The organism is Actinomadura macra NBRC 14102 (assembly GCF_001552215.1).
GTDB classification, from domain to species: domain Bacteria; phylum Actinomycetota; class Actinomycetes; order Streptosporangiales; family Streptosporangiaceae; genus Spirillospora; species Spirillospora macra.
Window position 1 is genome coordinate 526,947 of record NZ_BCQT01000010.1, and the last position, 21,653, is coordinate 548,599.

Consider the following 21,653-nt stretch of genomic DNA (forward strand, 5'->3'; position numbering starts at 1 on the left):
ATTCGGTCATCTCCGTCGGACGCGTCGAGGGGACCAGGGATGCACGGAACACCGCGTCAGCGCGACGAGACACCGCGTCAGCGCGACGAGCCGGTGGCGGTGGTGTCGATGGCCTGCCGGCTTCCGGGGGGAATCGACGATCCGGAGCGGCTGTGGGAGCTGCTGTCGGAGGGGCGGGACGCGGTCGGCGCGTTCCCGCCGGACCGCTGGAACCTTGAGTCGGTCTACGACCCGGATCCCCGCGCGCTGGGCAAGACCTACGCGCGCGAGGGCGGCTTCGTCGCGGACATCGACGCGTTCGACCCGCACTTCTTCGGCATCACGGCGCGCGAGGCGGCGGCGATGGACCCGCAGCAGCGGCTGCTGCTGGAGACGGCGTGGGAGGCCCTGGAGCGTGCCGGGACCGTGCCCGCCCGGCTCGCCGGGAGCGAGACGGGGGTCTATCTCGGCATGCTCGGCAGCGACTACCTGTCCGGGCTGAGCCTCGACCAGTTCAACGGCCAGGTCGGCACCGGTTCGGCGCTGAGCGTCGCCTCGGGCCGCGTGTCGTTCATCCTGGGTCTCGTCGGGCCCGCGATGACGCTGGACACCGCGTGCTCCTCGTCGCTGCTGGCGGTGCACCTGGCCGCCGCGGCGCTCCGGTCGGGCGAGTGCGAGCAGGCGCTCGTCGGCGGTGTCACGGTGATGACCACGCCGCAGACGTTCGTGGAGTTCAGCAGGCTGCGGGCCCTGTCGCCGACCGGCCGGTGCCGGTCGTTCGCGGACGGGGCGGACGGCAGCGCCTTCGCCGAGGGCGTCGCCGTGGTCATGCTGAAGCGGCTGTCGGACGCGCGGCGGGACGGTGATGACGTGCTGGCGGTGCTGCGCGGTACCGCGGTCAACCACGACGGGCGGAGCCGGGCGCTGCTCGCGCCGAACGGCACGTCGCAGGAGAAGGTGATCAGGCGAGCGCTGGAGCTGTCCGCGCTCGCGCCCGGCGACCTCGACTATGTGGAGGCGCACGCGACCGGGACGATGGTGGGTGACCCGACGGAGGCGCGCGCGCTGGCCCGGGTCTTCAGGGACGACCGGCCGCCGGGCCGTCCGCTGCACCTGGGATGCGTGAAGTCCAACATCGGGCACACGCAGGCGGCGAGCGGCCTGGCCGCGCTGATCAAGGTCGTGCTGTCGTTGCAGTACGAGCGGCTGCCGCGCACGCTGCACGCCGAGCAGCCGACGCGCCGCGTGAAATGGGAGGACAGCGGGCTGCGGCTCGTCCAGGAATCACTGCCCTGGCCTCGCGGCGAGCGGACGCGACGTGCGGGGGTGAGCTCTTTCGGGATCGGCGGGACGAACGTCCATGTGATCGTCGAGGAGGCGCCGCTCCCCGATCCGGCCGAACCCGTCGAAACGGCCGGATCGACTGAAACGGTCGGGCGGGACGAGCCGCGATTGTTCGTGATCTCCGCCCGCGACGACGACGGGCTCGGCCGTCAGGCCGCCCGTCTGGCCGCCCATCTGGCGAAAGACGAGACCGTGCGGCTGCCGGACGTGGCGTACACGCTCGCCCACTGCCGGAGCCACTTCGAGCGCCGGGCCGTCGTGCTGGGCGCCGACCGCGACACGCTGCTGTCGGCGTTGGAGGCGCTGGCGGATGGTCGTCCGGATCCGGCGCTGGTTCCGGCGCGCAAGCATCTCAAGGGGAAGCTGGCGTTCGTGTTCCCCGGCCGCACCGCGACGGGCGCGAGCCTGGTGGCTCACTCGGAGGCGTTCGCCGGCGCGCTCGCCGCCTGCGACGAGGCGATCCGCCGCCGGGCGGGCTGGTCGGTGATGCCGATCCTGCACGGTGCGGAGGAGGCGTCCGGCCCGCTGGGGGACGCGGCGCGGTTCACCTTCGGCTGCGCACTGGACGCGATGTGGCGGTCCCTCGGCATCCAGCCGGACGCGGTGACCGGCGACGGCGTCGGGAAGGTCACCGCCGCGTACGTCTCGGGCGCGCTCACCCTTGACCAAGCCGTCGCCATCGTCACGGGACACGGCGACGGCCAGGAGATGCCCGCCGTGCCCACCGCGCGGTACCTGGTCGGCGAGCGGTTCCGCTATTTCGTGGAGGTCGGCACGGAGCCCTCCGCGGTCCAGGCGGACGCGGACGAGGCCGATGTGCCGGTCCACGTCGTGGGCTCCTCCCGCGGCCGCGACGGCATGCTGCGCCATCTGGCGCATCTGGTCACCGCCGGTGTCTCCCCCGACTGGACGAAGGCCGTGCCGGCGGGGTCCCGCGTGTCCCTGCCGACCTACGCGTTCGAGCGTGGCCGCTACTGGATGTCCCCGACACCCACGATCCCGGTCGCAGACGTGAGCACAGGCACGGACGCCGCCACGGACGCAGACGTGGACGCAGACGTGGACGCCGGCTGAGCGCAAGGAACCGCCCCCCAGCCGATGGTTCTGGCTGGGGGGCGTTCTGCTGCCGTGGACGGAAGAGACGGAGCGGCCGGTCAGGCCGAGGCGCCGGCCAACGCGTAGCCGTGCACGATCGCCCCGCGGAACTCCTCCTCGTACAGCCCTTCGAGCGGCGGCGGGACGGCCGCGTGGGGCGACAGGAACGACGGGACGAGCCGCTGCCGATGGTCGGCCCAGCCGCCCTGCGAAACGTGCCGTCGGGTGGACGCGGGGATCGTGCGGCCGGTGGCGGCGTCCGGGTCGGTGACCCAGCGTTCCGCGTCGTCCACCACCGCCAGCGTCGTGCCGAGGTCCAGCGCCGCGGCGGGGGTGGGGGCGGTGCGCGTCGCGTCGAGCCAGGCCAGCGCGCGGGTCTGGAACACCGCGCGGCGGAGGCCGGGCGAGCGTTCCGCCAGGGCCACGATCGGCAGCACCGCACGCGCCGTGATCGTCTCGCAGGCGAGCATGCGCAGGACGGGTCCCGGCGAGGCGTCCGCCGCGCTCTGGTCCGCCGCGAACGGGGGCGCCCAGGTCCGATCCCCCGGGCTGGCGCCGCAGGTGGGGCACTCCACGAGGCGGACGCGGACGGACGGCCCCGGCGCGCCGAACTCCACCCGCGGGGCGGCGAGGAGCGCGGCGGCGGCCTCCCGCCGCGCCATCGCCGTCACCAGGGTCTTCACGTCAGGACGCATCAGCGAATTTCCGTTCTCCCATGCCCTGCCGGACCGCCGCGAGCGCGAGCCGGACGCAGTCCTCGCGCAGCTCGCGGTGGTCCTGCCGGGTCAGTCCCTGGTCGATCCAGGACTCGACGGCCGCCGGCATGAGCGGCCCGCATCCGGTGGACGAGGGCGCCGAGCGCGCGACGTCCACGCCGAGGAGGTAGCACGCCGCCCACACCTCCGTCATCGCCGAGGCCGCGCGGGCGGGCAGCCCGGACAGGTGCGGCGCACCCGCGTCGAGCACCTCCTCGGGATCCACCCCGGCCAGCGGGCAGGCGTCGTACCAGTACCAGCCGAACTCGTGCTCCACCGGGTCGCCGTGCATCAGCCGGATCGAGCAGACCGAGTCCTGGAGGGCGACTGTGTAGGCGCCGGGCGGCAGTTCGAGGTCGGCGGACGGGTGGTCCGCCGGCCAGCGCAGGTCCGGCGCGAAGACGGTGGCGCGCAGCCCGTCGCTATGGCCCTCGACGAGCGACTCGGCGTGCCCGTGGTCCATCAGGTGCGGCACCGTGGTCACGACCGGGATGCCCCGCTCCCGGCAGAAGATCACGACCATCTCGTCGTCGTCCTGGACCTCGTCGGGGATGCCGGCGAGGTAGTCGGCGAGGGCACGGGCGTGCTCCACCGGCAGGACGAACGCCTGGGTGGGCGTCCACTCGTACAGCGACAGCGGCGCGTAGGCCGCGCCGGCGACCGCCGCCCTGCGCACCAGGTAGGAGTTGTGCGGAGTGTGCCACAGGCAGAAGGACGAGACGCCGTGCGCGGGCCGCCGGGCGACCGCGTCGTGCAGCTGCGCGGCGAAACCCGGGGCCAGCCGCACGTCGTCCTGGAGCACCAGGTGGTGCGTCGCGTCGTCGTCGATCGCCGCCCACGCGCGCTTGGCCGTCCGCAGCGGGCTCGGCTTGCCCTCGGGCTCGGGGTCGGGGACGACCGTCGGTGCGAGGGGCGCGCACGCGCGCAGCAGCGACGGGATCCGGTGCGCGCGGCGCGGATGGTGCATGATGGCCGCGCTGATCCTGATCACTGGTCGTCCCTTTTCGCCCCATCCTTGCGGGCCTCCCCGTTCTCGCGGGCCGCCGCGTGGATGCGGTTCAGCGTCTCCACGTCGTGGGCGGCGTCCTCCGCCGGGCTGAGGCAGGGCCGCCCCTCCGACAGGACGTCGAAGAAGTGGTCGAGTTCGGCCTTGAAGGGGCTGACGTACGAGCCGGGCACCGTGCTCTCCACCAGCGCGCCGTCGCGGAGCCGGGTCGTGGACAGCGTCGCCGGGACGTTCTTGAGGTAGATCGACGGATAGTCCAGAACGTGGGTCGCGTCGCCGGTCACCGCCCGGATCTCCTCGACGTAGCCGCCCGCGACGGTGTCGAGGGTCAGCACGCCCATGCTGACGTGGCGGTTCCCGCCGTCCTGCCAGATGGCCTCGACACCGCGCCGGTCCAGCACGTCGGTCACGAGCCGGAGCTCGGGCCGCTGGATGCCCGTCAGCACGCGCAGCAGGTACACCTCGTGGATCGCCAGGTTGAACAGCACCTCCTGGCGGAGGTACTCCCACGATCCACCCCATTCCGGCGCCGCCGCCGGCGGGGTCCAGTCGAGCGGCCGGACAACGTCGAGGTGCGCCCGGAAGTGGTAGTCCATCGGCAGGCTCGCCTCCGCGCGGAGGTAGACCGGGCCGGGTTCCTCGCGGACCTCGTCCCACAGGGCGCCGAAGGCCGTGTCGAACAGGCGGCTGTAGCCGACCATGACGGTCCTGCCGAGTTCCTTCGCCTTCCGCGCGAGCGCGTGGGCGTCCTTCGTCGAGTAGCACAGCGGCTTCTCGACGAAGACGTCCATGCCGGCGTCCAGCGCGTCGTCGACGATGGACGCGTGGTCGCCGGAGGTGAGGACCACCAGCACGTCCGCCGGCGAGGTCCGCAGCATCTCGCGGTGGTCGGTGAAGGTCGCGGCGATGCCGAACCGGTCCGCCACCCCTTTCAGGACGTGCGGGTCGCGCTCGCAGATCGCGCGGACGGTGCACACGTCGGAGCGTTCGAGCAGGTGCGGCAGATGCATGATCTGCGCGATCTCCCCGCACCCGACGACGTCGACCGTGAGACGGCTTCGCATTGCCTTCCCTTCGCTGGAGCCAGTGTCGGTGGGCCGCCCGGAGCACGCGGGCGGCCCGTGGGCCGCTCAGAGCCCGTGGGCGGCGGAGACCTTGAGCAGGGCGCGGCGGATGTCGCTGAAGTCGGCGTAGTCGCCGAGCAGCAGGAAGTGCGGGATCGTCATGACCTGCTGCCGGGCCGCGAGCGACTCGGGCAGCTCGAAGTTCTTCGGGTCGATCCGGGTCAGCAGCGCGGGGTCGTACTTCTGCGGCGATCCGAGCGGGTTGTACAGGCGGCAGTCGTTCAGCGGGTCGTGCAGCGGCTCGCAGGTGACGCGGAGCTCGTGGCTCAGCTCGTGCTGCATCGCCTCGACCTCGTCGGGCTTGACGTCGGAGTGGACGCGGACGCAGTAGCGGTAGTAGGTGCGCTTGGTGCATCCGTCCGGCACCGCGATCGGCGAGAACGCGTCGATCTCGGTGAGGGCGTCGTCGAGCAGGGCGGCCGTCTCGCGCCGCCGCTCGTTCTCGGCGTCCATCTCCTCCAGGCGTCCGAGCAGCAGCGCCGCCTGGACCTCCGACAGGCACAGGTTCCGCCCCTGGACGTCGCCCCGGTCCTGGAGGTTGGGCTCGCCCAGCCCGGGGTTCACCGAGTAGACCCGTCCGTCGGCGCGGTACTGCTCCATGAGCCCGGCCAGGGACGTGTCGGCGGTGACGGACGCGCCGCCCTCGCCGCACGTCAGCACCTTCGACTCCTGCATGCTGTAGGTGCCGATCGCGCCGAAGGTGCCGACGGGCCGGCCGCGGTACTCGGCGCCGTGTGCCTGCGCGCAGTCCTCGATCAGCGCGAGCCCGTGCCGCCGCGCCAGGTCGGTGAACGCGTCCAGGTCGGCGGTGTTGCACGCGTAGTGGACGAGCAGGACCGCCTCGGTGCGCGGCGTCAGCGCGGCGGCCGCGGCGGCCGGGGACATGCAGAGCGTGTCCGGGTCGATGTCCACCAGCACCGGGACGAGCCCGGCGCCCGCCACCGCCGACGCGCACGCGACCCAGGTCAGGCCGGGGACGAGCACCTCCGCGCCGCGGCTGAGACCGAGCGCCTCGAAGGCGATCGTCAGGGCGCTGGTGCCGCTGGTGGTCGGGATGCAGTGTTCAACCCCGTGGTAGGCGGCGAACGCGCGGGCGAACCGCCGCTCGTACAGCTCCTGCCCGTTGTGCATCTCGCTGATCGCCCAGCGCCCGCTCCGCAGCGCGTCCAGGGCGAGGCGCTCGGTCCCGGCGTCGAGCCTCGGCCACGCCGGCCACGGTGTCGCGCGGGCAGGCGTGCCGCCGTGCGCGGCGAGCTCCCGATCGGGGGAGCCGCTCTTGGTCATGCCACGCAGCGCCTCGCTCATGGCTCATCACCTGCTCTTTCCTCAAAGTCCTGGGGCACGCTCGGGCGTGCCGCCCTCCGGCCAATGGGGCGCTGCCATCGTGGTCGCCGGCGGCGGGGCGGCGATATCCCCCGCCGACCGCTCTGCCGGGCGGACGAATGGGCTGTCCGGACATGCGGAAGGGTGAGCGGCGGGACGCCAGGTCCCGGACCGTCCCCGCCCGCCGCCGTCCATCTGGCAGGCCCTTCTGAGCGCCCCTAAGGCGCCAGACATCCCAGGTCCTCGTCCCTAGCGTTGGCCGGGGGCGTGCCGATGATGGGACGAAGGGGGACCGGGGCCGTGGGGATCGACCGCAAGCCGAGGACGGCGGAGCCTCCGTCGAAGACGCACGAGCGGAAGACGGCCCACGGGCCCGGAGCGGCCGGTGAGCGCGGAACGTCCGGTGAACGCGGAACGTCCGGTGAGCGCGGAACGTCCGGTGAACGCGGAACGTCCGGTGAGCGCGGCCCGCAGGTGCTCGCGTTCGTGGCCGCCTTGGTGATCGGGTCCGCCGGGATCTCGATCCCGTCGCTGTGGCGGGACGAGGCCGCCACCGTCTCGGCCACGCACCACTCCCTGCCGGAGCTGTGGCGGCTCCTCGGGCACGCCGACGCCGTCCACGGTGCCTACTACCTGCTGCTCCACCCCTTCGTGACGCTGTTCGGCAGCGGTGCGGCGATACTCCGCCTGCCGTCGGCGCTAGCGGTGGCCTTCGCCGCGGCCGGGGTGGCGTGGCTGGGGCAGCGGCTGGACGGGCGGCGCACCGGCGTGCTCGCGGGATCCGCCTACGCGCTGACCCCCATGGTCAGCAGGTACGCCCAGGAGGCCCGTCCCTACGCGCTCGTGTCGGCGCTCGCGGTGCTCTCCACGTGCCTTCTGGTGAAGCTCACCGAGCGAGCCTCGGCCCGGCGGTTCACGGCCTATGGCGCAACTCTCGCGCTGCTGGGTGCCTTCAACATCCTCGGCCTGCTGATCCTGACGGCACACGGCGTCCTGGTGTTGCGGAGGCATCGCTCACTCGCGCGTGGCTGGACAGCCGCCGTGCTCGCGGCGGCGGTGGCGCTCGCCCCTCTCCTCTGGCTCGCCTCCCGGCAGCGCGATCAGGTCGCGTGGCTCGCCAAGCCGTCCCCCGGCGAGATCTGGGTGCTGCTCTCGGGCCTGGCGGGGTCGTCGTTGCTGCTCGCCCCGGTCGCGGCGGCCGCCGGGTACGGCCTGTGGCAGGCCCGCGACCTGCGGGCCCTCCTGCTCTCCTGGCTGTTGCTCCCGCCGCTGCTGCTGATGGCGGTCAGCCTCGTCACCCCGCTCTACACGTTCCGGTACGTCCTGTTCTGCCTGCCCGCCGCGTCCCTCGCGGCCGGCGCCGGGCTCGCCCGCCTCACACCCCCGTGGCGGACGGTGGCAGGGCTCGTGCTCGTGGCCTTGGCGGTGCCCGGCCACGTCCAACTGCGGCAGCAGGACTCGCGCATCGACGACCTGAGCGCGATGGACTCGATCCTGCGGGTGAACGCCCGGCCGGGGGACGGGCTGCTGTTCGCCTGCGGCGCCGACCGGCGGGTCATCGCCCCCTTCCCGTCCACCTACCGGCGTCTCACCGACGTCGCGTTCCTCGAATCCGCGGCGGACGCGGGCACCATGGCGGGCAGGTCGGTCACCGACCCCGAGGCCGCCGCCAGGCTCGGCCGGATCGACCGGGTCTGGGTGCTGGGCCTGGGCGAAGGCACCCCCTGCCGCGACGACAAGGCGGCGGTGTTGCGCGCGGCCGGCGGTTTCGGTGCGCCGGGGAACGCCGGACGGTGGCGCTTCCGCGGCGGCTCCCTCCTGCTCACCTCCCGAGTCGAGGCGAGCGCAGGGTGAGATGCAGCGCCGGTGATACCTCCCCGAAGGCGAGGGGCTTCCCGATCTCAGTCAAACGGACCGGCATCCGCGCGAAACCCCGACCTATCGAGGGGTAAGCCGGGGGTTCTGCGCGGGCTCACGGGGTGTCGAGCTCGCCCGCCTTGACGTCACGGACGAATGCCCGGAAGGACTCCGGGGAGAGCGCGAACGCGGGGCCCGTGGGGTTCTTGCTGTCCCGCACACCTACCCGTCCGGGCAGGCTCGCAAGCTCGACGCAGTTCCCGTTCTCAGTGTTGCTACGACTTGACTTGCGCCATTCGATCATCATGAGTAGTTCTCCAGTGCTTCCGCTAGCAGGGCCCGCGACGGTCCCCGTGGTACGGCGAGGTCGCCTATGCGGTCGTACCGTAGTGCGTACCGCTGGACGTCCGGGGGGCTGATGATGAGCCGCCCCTCATCAGGATCGTCTGTGTACGCCACATCGCGAGCGTCCACGGTCAACAGCTCGAACGCTCCGCTCAACCCGGGATGCGCGTTCGCGTCCGGCTGGACAAGCCGGATGCTCACGTGCGGAAGTTCCGCGAGTTTGATCAGGTGTTCAACCTGTTGCCGCATGATGCCGTTATCTCCGATCGGATGCGCGAGGCACGCCCAGTTGATCAGTGCGGAGACCTGCGGGGGTTCGGCGCGTCCGAACACGGCTGTCTGTCGGTCCATCCTCCGCTGTAGTCGCTCCTCCAAGTCTCCAGTCAGTCCTGAGGCCAGCACGGCCCGCGCGTAGCCCTCCGTCTGGAGCAGCCCCGGGATGAGTACCAGCTCCCACATCCGTAGCCGTGTTGCGCGACGCTCCCAGTCCGAGAGCCCGACTAGCCAGTCTCCATCTTGCGCTGCACTCGCGAACCCGACAAGCCGCGTGAATAGGAGATTCGTATCCCAATCTCTATCTATGATGCGCGCGATCTTTAGAGGGAGACGAATCATCCCGGATTCATACCGCGAAACAACCGAACGCGTCCGGTCAATTAGGTCCGCCACCTGCTGTTCGGTGATCCTCCGTTGCTCGCGGTGAAACCGCAGTTGAGTGGCGATGAAGTGCCACATTGAGCGATCCGGGTCTAGATCCTGCTGTCCGGGCATGGCGCTTTCTCCTACGTTCGTTTCGTTCGCGAACGTAGCGAACTTACTCTGCGTGAGCGCATGATTGCAGCCCAAGGAACATACATCTGCCCTGTGAGGTGGTACCGGGACATGGGCATTCACGCGAAACGGACACACACGGCTCTGCCGACGATTCAACCGCCGGACGGAATCCATGCGCGCCCCGCCGCCACTGCGGCCTTGGACGCGAACAAGGACCGTCCTCCGTGCGGGCTGTTGCCGGTGATCACTTCCGTTCATTCGGAACGCTTGGAGCCTCTCCGGGCCGTCCAAAGGTGTTTCTCAGACACCCGCGTGCGGGACATGGCGTGCGTGCTCGTCGAAGCGGACGGGTACCCGGCGCTCGCGGTCTCCCGCCTGGACGGCATCGGGGGCACGCTCACGCTGGGGTGTGGCTACGTCTCGGCACAAGGGCGGTGGTGGATCATGACGCGCCACGCCGACGGTCGGACCGTGGGGCTTGCTCCGGCCCGGGAACCGCTCAAGGTGACCCAGGTCGTGATTGCCGAGATGCGGCGGAGGACGGCGGCATGACGGCGGTACCGGGCAGGGTGACGATGATTCCGCTCCGGGAGCTCGCGGGGAAGTTCGCGGGGACGCTGCTCTCTGGCGTTGCGTGCGGGGCGGTCGGATGGTTCCCCAGCCTCATCGGGAGGGGATGAGATGGCCTCCGGCATGATGCGGCCCGCACAGCTTGCGCAGACCGCTGTTGCGGCTTTCGAGGAGGTCATGGCGGCCCAGGACCGGCCCCGGTCCATGATCCGGCACGTAGCGGACACGGCTCATGCCCGGGCGGAGGAAGCGCTTGCGCAGGTTCCGGAGGCTCCCGCGCGGGACGCGTTCGGCGTGGCCTTCAACGAGGTCTCCGGACACGTCCGGACCCTGCTGTGCGACACCGGACACCTCCCGGAGACGGTCACCAAGATCCGGGACGAGGCTCACAAGCTCGCCTACCAGGTGGACGGGACCGGCGAGGCGTGGCATTCGGAGTTCGTCCAGGCGGCCCGGAAGCTCGTCCAGAACGGGCCGGACGGGCCAGGACGGGCCGGACGGGTAACCCCAGACGTCCGCGTGGAGAGCGCCCAAACACGGCGTCCTCACCACGCGGACAGAGACTCCCGCACGTGAGCGTTTCGTCTCCCGTGGCGCTCACGTGCGGGCGGCGGGTCCCGGGGATTCCAGGGGTGGTAGTCCCCGGGCCCGTGCAAGACGCTCACACGGTCGTGCTCCTAGCCGGGGAAGGCGACCGCGTGAGACCCGTCCATCGGGAGGAGGTCCCCGTGGACGGGACGCCGTCCGGCGCGAGACCCCCGTCCTTGTAGCGACTGGCGGGCGCGGTCCGCTGGACGGCAGGGAGCGGCCCCCGGAACGCCGGTCGTCAGTTCCGGGGGCCGTTCACCACCCGACGGCCAGAACGGTGAGCGACGCGCTTACGTGGCCTCGGCCGGAACGGTGGTAGCCGAGGGTGCGCCTGAACGTGGCTGGGCGGGGCTGCGCACGCAGACCTAGCGTGACCGTGCCCCCACCGCATTCAGGAGGACACGATGGACGCCATGCAAGCCGCGCTCGGCCGCTATCTGCTGTCGCACTGCGAGAGCCCCGACGAGGTGCTCCGCGAGCTGGCCACCGAGACCGAGGCGACGGCCCCCGACCTGCACATCACCCACTACGAGGGCGCGCTCCTGTCCATGATCACGCGCATCACCGGGGCGCGGCGCGTCGTCGGGGTCGGCGTCTTCACCGGCTACTCCTCGCTGTGCATCGCCCGCGCCATGCCCTCGGACGGACGGCTGCTCGCGCTGGAGATCAACGCGGAGTGGGCCGCCATCGCCGAGCGGTACTGGAAGCGCGCCGGAGTGGACCACAAGATCGACCTGCGGGTGGGTCCGGCGGCCGAGACGCTGCTCGCCCTCCCCGAGGAGGCCGACATCGACTTCGCGTTCATCGACGCCGACAAGGTCAACCACCGGCTCTACTACGAGGAGCTGCTGCGGCGGCTGCGGCCGGGCGGGCTGATCCTGCTCGCCGACTCGCTGCGCGGCGGGCGCGTCCTGAAGGAGGACTGCGATGCCGAGGACGTCGTGGCCGTCCGGGAGCTGAACGAGGCGGTGCACGCCGACGACCGCGTGGACTCCCTCATCTTCCCGTCCGGGGACGGCGCCACGATGGTGCGCAAGCGCTGAACCCTCGGGGTGGGGGGCGGGCGTCCGCCTGGGCATGGTCGTTCGTGCGTCGATCGGACCCTTATGACGGCGGTGCCCCAGCGAAGACGATGGTCGCCGAGCCGAGCCCTGGAGGGAACCTGTGACCGAGACGACCGCGCCCATGCCCCCGTACGAGGAGATCCGGAGGATCAACGTCACGACCAGGCACGCCGGCGTGGCACCGGGATACCTGTTCATGTCGCCGCAGTCCATCCTGGAGCCGGCGGCGCCGCACGGCCCGCAGATCGCCGACGACCAGGGACGGGTGGTCTGGTTCCGTCCCGTCCCCGAGGGCCAGTACGCCACCAACGTCCGGGTGCAGCAGTACCGGGGCGAGCCCGTCCTCACCTGGTGGCAGGGCGAGGCGACGCGGACGGGCGCGGGCACCGGCACCTGCTACATCGCCGACACGTCCTACCGCGTCATCGCCGCGCTGCGCATGGGCGGCGACATGCCCGCCGACCTGCACGAGCTGCTGCTGACCGACCGCGGGACGGCGCTGCTGGTCGGCTACCACCCGAAGCCGCACGACCTGTCCCCCGTCGGCGGGCGGGAGGACGGCCTGATCCTCGACAGCGTCATCGAGGAGATCGACATCGCGACCGGCGAGGTACTGCTGCACTGGAGCGGCGCCGAGAGCATCCCGCTCGGTGAGAGCGACCTGCCCGTCCAGATGGCGGGCGAGGGCCCCTGGGACCACCTGCACGTGAACGCCATCGGCGTGGACGACGACGAGAACCTGGTGATCACGGCGCGGCACTCGCAGGCGCTCTACAAGCTGGACCGCGGCACCGGCGAGGTCCTCTGGAAGCTCGGCAGCGGCGCCAGCACGCTGGTACTCGGCGTGGGCGCGCGCCTGAACTGGCCGCACGACGCGCAGCCGGTCGGCGACGGCGTCCACCGCGTGTTCGACAACGGCGCGAACATCGGCATGGAGGGCTACGAGTCGCGCGTGGTGTGGCTGCGCGCCGACGTCGAGAACGGCATCGCGACGCACGTCCGGCAGATCACCCACCCCGAGCACCTGTCGTCGTCGGTCGAGGGAAGCGCGCAGGGGCTGCCGAACGGCAACACGCTGGTCGGCTGGGGACGCGCCGGCCGCATCTCCGAGTTCTCCCCGGACGGCGAGTTGCTGTTCGACGCCACGACACCCGACGGGCCGGGCTGGACGACCTACCGGGTGTTCCGGCAGGAATGGCACGGCCGTCCGGCGACACCCCCAGTGGCGGTGGTGGACGGCGACCTCGTACGCGCGGTGTGGAACGGCGCGACCGGCGTCGCCGGGTGGCGGCTGCTCGCCGGCCCCGCCGAGGACGCGCTCCAGGAGGCCGAGGTGGTGGACTGGGACGGCTTCGACACCGCCGTCAAGCTGCCCGAGTCCCTGCGGACCGGTGTCGTCCGGGTCGAGGCCCTCGACGCCGACGGCCAGCCGATCGAGATGTCGCCGGTCGCGCCGGTCGACCGCTGACCCGCGCGGCGCCTCGATATGAAGAAGAGGTGGGGCAGCCAGGGGTTCTTCTTCGGCGACGGGCCCGAGACCAGGATTCTCGACTATCCCCGTTACGGGATGGAATTGGCGCTCGCCCGTGCCCGGCGCCGCAATCCGCCGATCCCGCCGTGGCTGCGCAGGTACGCCAGGACGTGGCAGAGTTTCGGGCCCGCGCGCCCGTGCACGAGCGGAACGCATTCACGGGAACCGCTCGTGTACGGGCTGTGCCAAGCCTGGAATGAAGAAGACGTCATTTACGCGACCGTCCGGAACATGCTGCTCCAGGGCGCCGACAGGGTCTTCGTCATCGACGACGGCTCCGACGACGGGACGGTCTTCGAGGCGGAGGCCGCCGGGGCGACCGTCATCCGCGACGCCAGCGACGGGATGTTCGACGAGGTCCGCCGGACCGAACGTCTCGTCCGGGTGATCGAAGAACGGACGGAGGCAGCGGGCAGGCCCGTCTGGTGGGTCGTGGTCGACGCCGACGAGTTCCCCCGCGGGCCGGACGGGATGACCATCGGCGAGCTGGCCCGCGCCCTGCCGCCGTGGGTGGACACGGTCGGCAGCCGCGTCCTGGAGCACTATCCGAGCAGGCTCTCCGCGCCCCGGCCCCGGCACCATCCCCTCGACGAACTGCCCAATGCCCACTGGAACACCATCCGTTTCTGCCCCGCCGGGCATTGGAAGCACCAGATGCTCCTCGTCCGCGGCCCCGGAGAACTCCGGTTCACGTTCGGCCGCCACACCATCGCGGCCCCGCCGTCTCGCAAACCCGTCCTGGAAAGCGAGACGTCTTTGCTGATGCACCATTTCCCGCTACGGGACATGGAACGGACCGCACAGAAGTTCCGGCTGGCGAACTCGGCCTCGGGAAGGTACGGGGCGAGTTCCGACACCTTCGTGAAGGAGCGGACCGAGGGGCGGCTTCGAATTCTCAGGCTCGCCTACGAGGAGCGCTACGACCTGCTGCCCAACACCTTCCCGGGAGAGCCCCTGACGGGCGCGACCGTACGGGACTGGCGTGAGTTGGTACCCCCGTCCGAACGCGACGTCCGACACCGTCCCGGGAGCCCACTCTGACTGAACGGTTACTCTTAGCAACTTCATCGCCACTACTCATCAATCACCACGACTGTTACATTCCGTATTTGTACGAATACTCTCAGTCGTCATGAGGTGAGCGACGTGGAGGTGTCGCGATGGAACGAACGATCCTCGTCGCCGTCGATGAGCGGCCCGACGCCGACTCGGTGATGGCCGAGCAGCTGCGCCGCCTCTGCGCCACGATGGACGAGCAGGGGTTACAGGTCCGCTGGACCCATCGCAGCGCCGACGCGCTGGCGGTGATCCGCTCGGACGCGATGCTCACGGCCGTCCTGGCGGGCTGGGGCACCCCCGGCGCCGAAGAGATCATGAACGCGGTCACCTGGAGGTTCCACCGCCTGCCGGTCTTCCTGCTCACCACCGAGCACGAGCCACGCGACGTTCCCCTGTGGGTCTACGAGGTGATCCAGGGCTACGTCTTCCTGCTGGAGGACACCCCCGGCTTCATCGCCGGACGCATCGCACACGCGGCCGGCCAGTACGCCCAGCGTCTCCTCCCCCCGTTCTTCCGGGCGCTGCTGCGCCTGGACGACAGGCACGGCTACTCCTGGCACACCCCCGCCCACGCCGGTGGCGTGGCGTTCCTCAAGTCGCCGGTGGGACGGGCGTTCTACGACTACTACGGCGAACGGTTGCTGCGCACCGACCTGTCCATCTCGGTACCCGAGCTCGGCTCGCCCCTGGAGCACACCGGCCCGATCGGCGACGCCGAACGCAACGCCGCCCGCGTCTTCGGCGCCGAACGGACGTTCTTCGTGGTCAACGGCAACTCGACCGCCAACCGCGTCGTCGGCCATCACGCGGTCGCACGCGACGAACTGGCGCTGGTCGACCGCAACTGCCACAAGTCCGTCCAGCACGCCCTCACCATCAGCGGCGCCCGCCCCGTCTACCTGGTCCCCGAACGCAACGGACTGGGCCTGGCAGGCCCGATCCCGGCCGGGACGCTGGCGGAACCGGCCGTCCGCGACCGGCTGGCGGGCCACCCGTTCGCCCCCGGAGCGGCCCACCCCGACCCCGCGTACGCCGTGATCACCAACTCGACCTACGACGGCCTGTGCTACGACGCCGTCCGCGTCGCGGAGTTGCTCGGCGCCTCCGTCCCGCGGGTGCACTTCGACGAGGCGTGGTTCGCCTACGCCCGGTTCCACCCGATGTACGAACGCCGTTACGGCATGGCCGTCAGCGAGGGGTCCCTGCCCGGCGCGCCACGTCCGACGGTGTTCGCCACGCAGTCCACGCACAAACTGCTGGCGGCACTGTCGCAGTCGTCGATGCTGCACGTGCGCCCGTCGCCTCAGGCACCGGTCGACTACGACCGGCTGAACGAGACGTTCCTCATGCACGCCAGCACCTCGCCGCTCTACCCGATGATCGCTTCGCTGGATGTGGCGGCGGCGATGATGGACGGCCCGTCCGGCCCGTTCCTGACCGGGGAGGCGATCATCGAAGCGGTCCGCTTCCGCCAGGCGCTCGTCCGGCTCGCGGCCCGGTTCCGTGAGGACGGAACCCGTCCGGACTGGTTCTTCGGCGCCTGGCAGCCTCCGGAGGTGACCGACCCCCGCACCGGCTCCGCGGTGCCGTTCGAAGACGCCGACGTCCAACTGCTGTCCACCGACCCCCGCTGCTGGACGCTGGAGCCCGGCGCCGCCTGGCACGGGTTCGACGGCCTGGAGGACGGCTGGTGCCTACTCGACCCGATCAAGGTGACGATCACCTGCCCCGGCGCCGACGCGACCGGCGGCACGTCCGAGTGGGGGGTGCCCGCCCGGATCGTGGCCGCCTTCCTGGAGCGACGCGGCATCGTGGTGGAGAAGACCGGCGACCACACCCTGCTGGTGCTGTTCTCCATCGGCATCACCAAGGGCAAATGGGGCACCCTGATCGACGCGCTCATCGACTTCAAGAACGCCTACGACGACGGCACGCCCCTCGCGGAGGTCCTGCCCGGGTTCGGCCATCCCGGCATGACGCTGCAAGCGCTCTGCACCTGCGTCCACGGCAGGCTCCGGGACTCCGACCTCGACGTCCTGCTCGACCAGGTCTTCACCGACCTGCCCGAGCCCGTCCTGACCCCGGCCGACTGCTACCAGGCGCTGATCCGCTCCCGCACCGAACGGGTCCCGCTGAGCGGCCTGGCCGGCCGGACGTCCGCCACGACGGTCGTCGTCACCCCGCCCGGCATCCCGATGCTGATGCCCGGCGAGACCACCGGCCCCGACGACGGCCCGCTGATGTGCTACCTGCGCGCCCTGGAGGACTTCGACCGCGCCTTCCCCCACCTGGCCACCGACATCCACGGCGCCCACCGCGACGAAGACGGCCACTACCGCATCGAATGCATCACCACCTAGCACGGAAGGCCACTCGCCCGGGACCGTCCCGCGGGCCGGGAGGCAACACCCTTGAGTGACTCGCGCCGGCCAGGCGCCATGACTCGATACGGGAAACACGATGCGGTTCGCCATTGCCATGGCGTCCCTGATCCTTTGCGGGACGCACAGCCGGTTCTCCTAAGGCCCACGCGCCGACCACAAGACATGGGCACGACTCGCCGCGGCGGTCAGGTCGGGCTCCATCGATGAGCTCAGCTCGATCGCGACACTCGAAGGGTGGGTGATGAACAACGACGTGAACGGCGACACGCTATTGCATTACGCCTATCACGGCGGCGCCGCCGAGGTGATCGATCTTCTGATCTCGCACGGGGCCGACGAGACCCGCAGGAACGGAGGTGGGCTGGTCCCCGCTCAAAAGCGCGACGTCGCCGTGACAGAACCACTGCTGGTGGACGCGGCGGTGAACCTCAGTCTCCTCGGCACCTGGGTGGACCGGCGACGCGGACAGGCCGTGTACGACCGCCTGGTGAAGACGACCGAAAAAATCTATCTGCACGCGCTACAAAGAACCGTAAATGGGGATCGTTCTAGCCCTCCCTCGCCCCGGGCCCCGGCGAGACACCCGCGCCCTCGCCACCGTTCCAGAACACCTCCACGCCCAGCCGGTTCAGCCCTATGGTTCAACGGACCGAACCTACGATCCGCTACGCGTCGGGGGCAGCCCCTCCTCCATCGGAGCGCACGGCGAGCGGACGGCAGCCTGTCAAGCAGCACCCGCCACACGCCCCCTCTGCTCCGATCGCCCATTGACGGGCTCGCTGCCGCTTGCCACCCTTGACGAGAACACTTCACTACGTTTCTCGCAAGGAGTCAGGATGCGCGCCCGGTTCCTCGGCAAGGATCCAGAGTCTCAGGTAGACAACTCGCCGACCCTGTTCGCGACCGACCGCACCGACCGCGTGACGTACATCGCCCAGGGGTGGAAGGTAACCGACCCCCAAGCCCTCGCCGACATCGGGCCGGTGCCCGACCACGAGACTGTGATCGAGATCCCGGAGGAGGTACTGCGGTTCTACGTTCGCCGCCACGTGGAGGAGGTGGACCCCTGACTCAGCTCATCCAACCGGGCCCGGTGTTCCGGCAGCTCTTCCACTCGTTCGAGTACACGGCCTTCCGCCTGGAGGCTCGCGACAGCTATGACGCGAGCTATGAAAATGAGTCGCTACAGAAGTTTCTGGCGGGTGAACCGGACGATCTACCGTGGATGCAGAGCTGGCTGGACATGCTTCAGGAGGCGACGGCCAAAGGCCGTCGCTTCGCGCGGGTACGGCTGGTAACACTGCCCCTTACGGACTACAGCCGATTCGGTGTGTGGTGCGCGCAGTTCACCAACGGTGCTGGAGAGGACATCCGCTACCTCCCGCGGGACGAGGCCCAAGCCGCAGAACTGCCCAGCTACGACTACTGGCTCTTCGACTCATCCAAGCTGGTGCGGATGCACTTCGACGACAGTGACGTCTTCCTCGGCGGCGAGGTCATCGAGGATGCCTCTGAGATCGTGAAGCACAACTACTGGCGTGATACAGCCTGGCATCACGCCATCAGACGGGACGACTTTGCCGAACAACACCTCGGGCGCCTCTAACGTCCAGGAGGCTCGTAACGCGCTCGGGAAACGGCTCCGTGAGCTTCGCCGAACCGCCGGTTTCAGCGGCAGGCGGCTCGCGGAGTCATTGTCGTGGCCGCCCTCGAAAATCAGCAAGCTGGAGAACGGCCGACAGACACCCAGCGACGGGGACATTCGAGCCTGGACGCGAGCCACGGGCAGCGAGGCCGAGACCGAAGCCCTGCTCGCCTCACTACACACCCTCGAAGTCCAACACGCCGAGTGGCAGCGCATCCTGCGGACCGGCCTGCGCCCGCGGCAGAACGAGCTGGCCGAGTGGGATCAGAAGACCCGACTCTTCAGAGCGTTCGAAGCGACGGTTATCCCTGGCCTGCTGCAAACCGCGGAGTATGCACGAGCCCGCTTTGCCGAGGGCATCCGCCGGCTGGGGCTGCCGAATGACATCAACGAGGCGGTGCAGGGCCGCCTGATCCGACAAGAGATCCTTTACCAGCCGGATAAGCGCTTCCACTTCGTGTTGACCGAGGCCGCGCTGCGGTTCCGCCTGTGCTCACCCGCAACCATGCTCGGCCAGCTAGATCGTTTGATCTCACTCTCTCAGCTGCCCAACGTACGGCTTGGGATAGTCGGCTTTGAGACGCAGTACGCCACCTCACCATGGCACGGCTTCTGGCCTTACGACCGGGAACGGGTCTTGGTCGAGACCTTCTCGGCCGCCCTGGATCTACGGCAACCGCAGGAGATCGAGCTGTATAGCAGCGTGTTCGAGGAAATCGCCACCGTTGCCAGCCACGGGCGGACTGCGCGAGCGATCATCAACTGCGTCATCGAGAGTCTTGCTGCTGGCCTACCGGAAGATGGCGACTGATTTCCGCACCCCGAAGTCTCTGAGTTACTGCAAGAAATCTCTAGAAAGTTTCTGGCTTTGCGCGCCAAGTGGATTTACAGTTCTGAATGACGGGACGCCTAGCATCCGTTCTCTGACACTGGAGGCCATCTCTGTGAAGACCTCTGTCCCACTCCTCACACGTGAGCACTATCACCGTGGAGGACTAGCGCATCAGTTTATCGCCAGTCCGTTCCTGGGGAGCTACCTGGTGCTCCGTCCAGGCAGTGCCGGAGCCGTAAAGGTTTCACACGGTCACTACGAGGAGCTCGCGGCCGCGACCGCGGCCGGTGAGGTATGTCCTCCCTGGTTTACGGATGCAGTTCAGCGGAGTTGGGGTATCGACATCGCTGGACAGCGAACTGATGAACTCCTCGTAGCCCGCGAGGAGTCGCCCTACGGCTACGTCCGCGCAACTTACGAGCTCAACCTGGGCTGCAATTACGACTGCGAGCACTGCTACCTGGGCCTCAAGCGTTTCGAAGGACTTTCCTGGCCCGACCGCGCAAAGCTCCTTCACGTGCTGCGCGAAGCCGGAGTTCTCTGGCTCCAGCTCACCGGTGGTGAGCCGACCATCGACAAGCTATTTCCCGAGACGTACGGCCTGGCCTTTGAGCTCGGCATGATGCTCAGCATCCTGACCAACGGCTCGCGCCTGGCCAACCCAAAGATTCTGGAACTGCTCACGTCGCACCGATCGCACGAGATCACGATCAGCGTATACGGCGCAACCGAGGAGAGTTACGACGGGCTCACCCGCCGGCGCGGCGCGTTCAAGGCGTTCAGTCGCGGCCTGGCAGCGGCCCACGAGGCTGGGTTGCTGCTCAGGCTCAGCCTGATCGTCACCAAGACTAACGCTCACGAGGTCGAGCAGATGCAGGCTCTGGGCGACGAACTCGGTATCCCGCATCACCTCTACGTGAACATGTCGCCGACCATCTATGGCGGCGCGGAGACGCTGCCCGCCCAGTCGGTCGAGCACCTGCGCAAGCGCAAGCCCTTCACCGGTTGCAATGCCGGCCACAGCTTCTTCCACGTCGACCCGCACGGCATGGCAAGTATCTGCAAGATCGGACGCGACCCGCAGATCCCACTCATCGAGGAAGGTGTCGAGGGCCTCGGCAGCCTCGGCGCCATCGCAGACTCGTTGCTGCTGCGGCAAGGGAGCTGTACCGGCTGCTCCTTGCAGGGAACGTGCGGTACCTGCATGCCGCTGGTCCAGCTCTATCGCGAGGCCAAGGCTCCGCTGGCGGCCTACTGCCAGCATCGGGAACTCAGGAAGGAAGTAGCCAAATGATCGTGGACGTCGAGATCAGGCCGAAGCCCGTCGAGGACGTGACCGAGGTCGTGTTCGTCGAGGACATCGAGACGCTCGTCGAGTCAGCCACGTGCTCGTGTGCAGCTGGCGACGACCAGCCGTACTAACGGGGCAGCAGGCGAGGGCCGCCCTAGTATAGCGAGGGCGGCCCTCTGTCGCGCTCACCGGGAGGGTTCATGGCAGTCGAACGTGTCCGCTGGAAAGACCTTCCGCGCGCCACGAAGGAGGTCGTGGAGCGGCACACCGGCGCCGTGTGGTCCGCCACAACCGTCCCGGAAGGGCTCAACTCCGCAATTGCGGCCGTGCTCATCACCGAGTCCGGGTCGGTGTTCGTGAAGGGGCTGCACCGGGACTACCCGCGGCGCTGGACACAGGACATGGAGGCGCTGATCAACCCGTACGTCGACCAGTTGGCACCGCGGCTATTGTGGCGGGTTGAGGGTGAGTGGGACGTGCTGGGCTTCGAGTTGCTTGACGGGCGTCATAGCGTCTATCAGCCTGGCTCGGCCGATCTTCCCAAGGTGGCCGAGACCATAACGGCGCTCGGAGACATTCCCTGTCCAGACTTGCCGGTGAAGTTGGCCGAGCATCGCTGGCGCCACTACGTCGCCACTCCCGAGGAGCTGGAGTGGTTCAAGGGCGACCGGCTACTGCACACCGACTACAACCCGTTGAATGTGCTCATGGTCGACGGACGGGCGATGCTCATCGACTGGGCCTGGCCGACGAGGGGGGCGGGGTGGATCGACCCTGCCTGCCTCATTCTGCGCCTGATGGCGAGCGGACATAGTGCGGAGTCGGCCGAAGAGGTGGTGGCGGATGTACCGGCCTGGAGATCAGCTCCGCAGGAAGGCTTGGCGGTGTTCGCGCGAGCGTGCAACCGGATGTGGGAAGAGATAGCCGCGGCCAATACGGTGGAGTGGACGACGGATATGGCTCAAGCGGCACGACTTTGGCGGATGCGCCGAAACGAGTAGCGGGCCGCCGCATGTACATGATGGAACGCCGAGTGGATCGTGCGGGTCCCGATGAAAGAGAAACGATGATCTGTGCTGAGGCCGCC

The 21,653-nt window shown here is 69.6% G+C and carries 21 protein-coding genes; 15 read left to right on the forward strand and 6 right to left on the reverse strand.

What is annotated here, in order from left to right; translation table 11 throughout:
* Positions 1–39 precede the first annotated feature (39 nt).
* The gene (locus tag AMA02S_RS19215) at positions 40–2,397 is read left to right on the forward strand and encodes a type I polyketide synthase (RefSeq protein ID WP_067460395.1); all 2,358 of its coding nucleotides are present in this window, start codon (positions 40–42) and stop codon (positions 2,395–2,397) included.
* Between the two features lie 80 nt (positions 2,398–2,477).
* Here AMA02S_RS19215 and AMA02S_RS19220 read toward each other — a convergent pair whose 3' ends face one another.
* The 4 genes from AMA02S_RS19220 to AMA02S_RS19235 all read right to left on the reverse strand — a co-directional run bounded on the left by AMA02S_RS19220 (position 2,478) and on the right by AMA02S_RS19235 (position 6,608).
* Positions 2,478–3,113 carry a hypothetical protein gene (locus AMA02S_RS19220; protein ID WP_157430697.1) on the reverse strand — a complete coding sequence of 212 codons (636 nt, stop codon included), beginning with the start codon at positions 3,111–3,113 and terminating at the stop codon, positions 2,478–2,480.
* Positions 3,103–4,164 (reverse strand): hypothetical protein, encoded by a 1,062-nt coding sequence (locus AMA02S_RS19225; RefSeq protein ID WP_067460401.1) that lies wholly within the window; start codon positions 4,162–4,164, stop codon positions 3,103–3,105. The genes AMA02S_RS19220 and AMA02S_RS19225 overlap by 11 nt, the downstream gene beginning before the upstream one ends.
* A complete protein-coding gene (locus tag AMA02S_RS19230) occupies positions 4,161–5,243 on the reverse strand; it encodes a Gfo/Idh/MocA family protein (protein WP_067460404.1) in 1,083 nt (360 codons plus the stop codon). The genes AMA02S_RS19225 and AMA02S_RS19230 overlap by 4 nt, the downstream gene beginning before the upstream one ends.
* Positions 5,244–5,309: 66 nt before the next feature.
* Positions 5,310–6,608, reverse strand: coding sequence for a DegT/DnrJ/EryC1/StrS family aminotransferase (locus AMA02S_RS19235; protein ID WP_084265317.1), 1,299 nt, complete (start codon positions 6,606–6,608; stop codon positions 5,310–5,312).
* A gap of 318 nt (positions 6,609–6,926) precedes the next feature.
* On the opposite strand from AMA02S_RS19235, the gene AMA02S_RS19240 reads away from it, so the two are divergent.
* Positions 6,927–8,480, forward strand: a complete 1,554-nt coding sequence (locus AMA02S_RS19240) for a glycosyltransferase family 39 protein (RefSeq protein WP_067460407.1) — start codon at positions 6,927–6,929, stop codon at positions 8,478–8,480.
* A 118-nt stretch (positions 8,481–8,598) separates the two neighbouring features.
* Here AMA02S_RS19240 and AMA02S_RS19245 read toward each other — a convergent pair whose 3' ends face one another.
* Together AMA02S_RS19245 and AMA02S_RS19250 are read right to left on the reverse strand one after the other, a co-directional pair.
* Positions 8,599–8,790, reverse strand: coding sequence for a DUF397 domain-containing protein (locus AMA02S_RS19245; protein ID WP_067460410.1), 192 nt, complete (start codon positions 8,788–8,790; stop codon positions 8,599–8,601).
* Positions 8,787–9,599: a helix-turn-helix domain-containing protein gene (locus AMA02S_RS19250; protein ID WP_157430698.1), complete on the reverse strand. Its 813-nt coding sequence runs from the start codon at positions 9,597–9,599 to the stop codon at positions 8,787–8,789. Before AMA02S_RS19250 ends, AMA02S_RS19245 begins: the two co-directional genes overlap by 4 nt.
* A 111-nt stretch (positions 9,600–9,710) precedes the next feature.
* Between AMA02S_RS19250 and AMA02S_RS19255 the strand changes: the two genes are divergently transcribed.
* The 13 genes from AMA02S_RS19255 to AMA02S_RS19310 all read left to right on the forward strand — a co-directional run bounded on the left by AMA02S_RS19255 (position 9,711) and on the right by AMA02S_RS19310 (position 21,567).
* Positions 9,711–10,154: a hypothetical protein gene (locus AMA02S_RS19255; RefSeq protein WP_157430699.1), complete on the forward strand. Its 444-nt coding sequence runs from the start codon at positions 9,711–9,713 to the stop codon at positions 10,152–10,154.
* Between the two features lie 129 nt (positions 10,155–10,283).
* A complete protein-coding gene (locus tag AMA02S_RS19260; RefSeq protein WP_067460419.1) occupies positions 10,284–10,748 on the forward strand; it encodes a hypothetical protein in 465 nt (154 codons plus the stop codon).
* Between the two features lie 416 nt (positions 10,749–11,164).
* A complete protein-coding gene (locus AMA02S_RS19265) occupies positions 11,165–11,803 on the forward strand; it encodes an O-methyltransferase (RefSeq protein ID WP_067460422.1) in 639 nt (212 codons plus the stop codon).
* Positions 11,804–11,924: 121 nt separating this feature from the next.
* Positions 11,925–13,292, forward strand: coding sequence for an arylsulfotransferase family protein (locus AMA02S_RS19270; protein ID WP_067460425.1), 1,368 nt, complete (start codon positions 11,925–11,927; stop codon positions 13,290–13,292).
* Positions 13,293–13,310: 18 nt separating this feature from the next.
* Complete coding sequence (locus tag AMA02S_RS19275) at positions 13,311–14,396, forward strand: glycosyltransferase (RefSeq protein WP_067460428.1); 1,086 nt, start codon at positions 13,311–13,313, stop codon at positions 14,394–14,396.
* 119 nt (positions 14,397–14,515) lie between these two features.
* Entirely contained in the window at positions 14,516–16,774 is a 2,259-nt protein-coding gene (locus AMA02S_RS19280) for an Orn/Lys/Arg family decarboxylase (RefSeq protein ID WP_067460431.1), read from the forward strand.
* A 265-nt stretch (positions 16,775–17,039) separates the two neighbouring features.
* On the forward strand, positions 17,040–17,597 hold the full coding sequence (locus AMA02S_RS45045) for an ankyrin repeat domain-containing protein (protein WP_084265319.1): 558 nt from the start codon (positions 17,040–17,042) through the stop codon (positions 17,595–17,597).
* A gap of 37 nt (positions 17,598–17,634) precedes the next feature.
* A complete protein-coding gene (locus AMA02S_RS19290; RefSeq protein WP_067460437.1) occupies positions 17,635–17,868 on the forward strand; it encodes a hypothetical protein in 234 nt (77 codons plus the stop codon).
* Between the two features lie 23 nt (positions 17,869–17,891).
* Positions 17,892–18,404 (forward strand): DUF6879 family protein, encoded by a 513-nt coding sequence (locus tag AMA02S_RS19295; protein ID WP_245667646.1) that lies wholly within the window; start codon positions 17,892–17,894, stop codon positions 18,402–18,404.
* Positions 18,376–19,254: a helix-turn-helix domain-containing protein gene (locus AMA02S_RS19300; RefSeq protein ID WP_067460440.1), complete on the forward strand. Its 879-nt coding sequence runs from the start codon at positions 18,376–18,378 to the stop codon at positions 19,252–19,254. The genes AMA02S_RS19295 and AMA02S_RS19300 overlap by 29 nt, the downstream gene beginning before the upstream one ends.
* Positions 19,255–19,483: 229 nt before the next feature.
* Positions 19,484–20,569: a radical SAM protein gene (locus AMA02S_RS19305; RefSeq protein ID WP_245667648.1), complete on the forward strand. Its 1,086-nt coding sequence runs from the start codon at positions 19,484–19,486 to the stop codon at positions 20,567–20,569.
* Entirely contained in the window at positions 20,566–20,697 is a 132-nt protein-coding gene (locus tag AMA02S_RS44730) for a hypothetical protein (protein WP_281181897.1), read from the forward strand. Before AMA02S_RS19305 ends, AMA02S_RS44730 begins: the two co-directional genes overlap by 4 nt.
* A 69-nt stretch (positions 20,698–20,766) precedes the next feature.
* Positions 20,767–21,567 (forward strand): hypothetical protein, encoded by an 801-nt coding sequence (locus AMA02S_RS19310; protein ID WP_067460444.1) that lies wholly within the window; start codon positions 20,767–20,769, stop codon positions 21,565–21,567.
* Positions 21,568–21,653 lie beyond the last annotated feature (86 nt).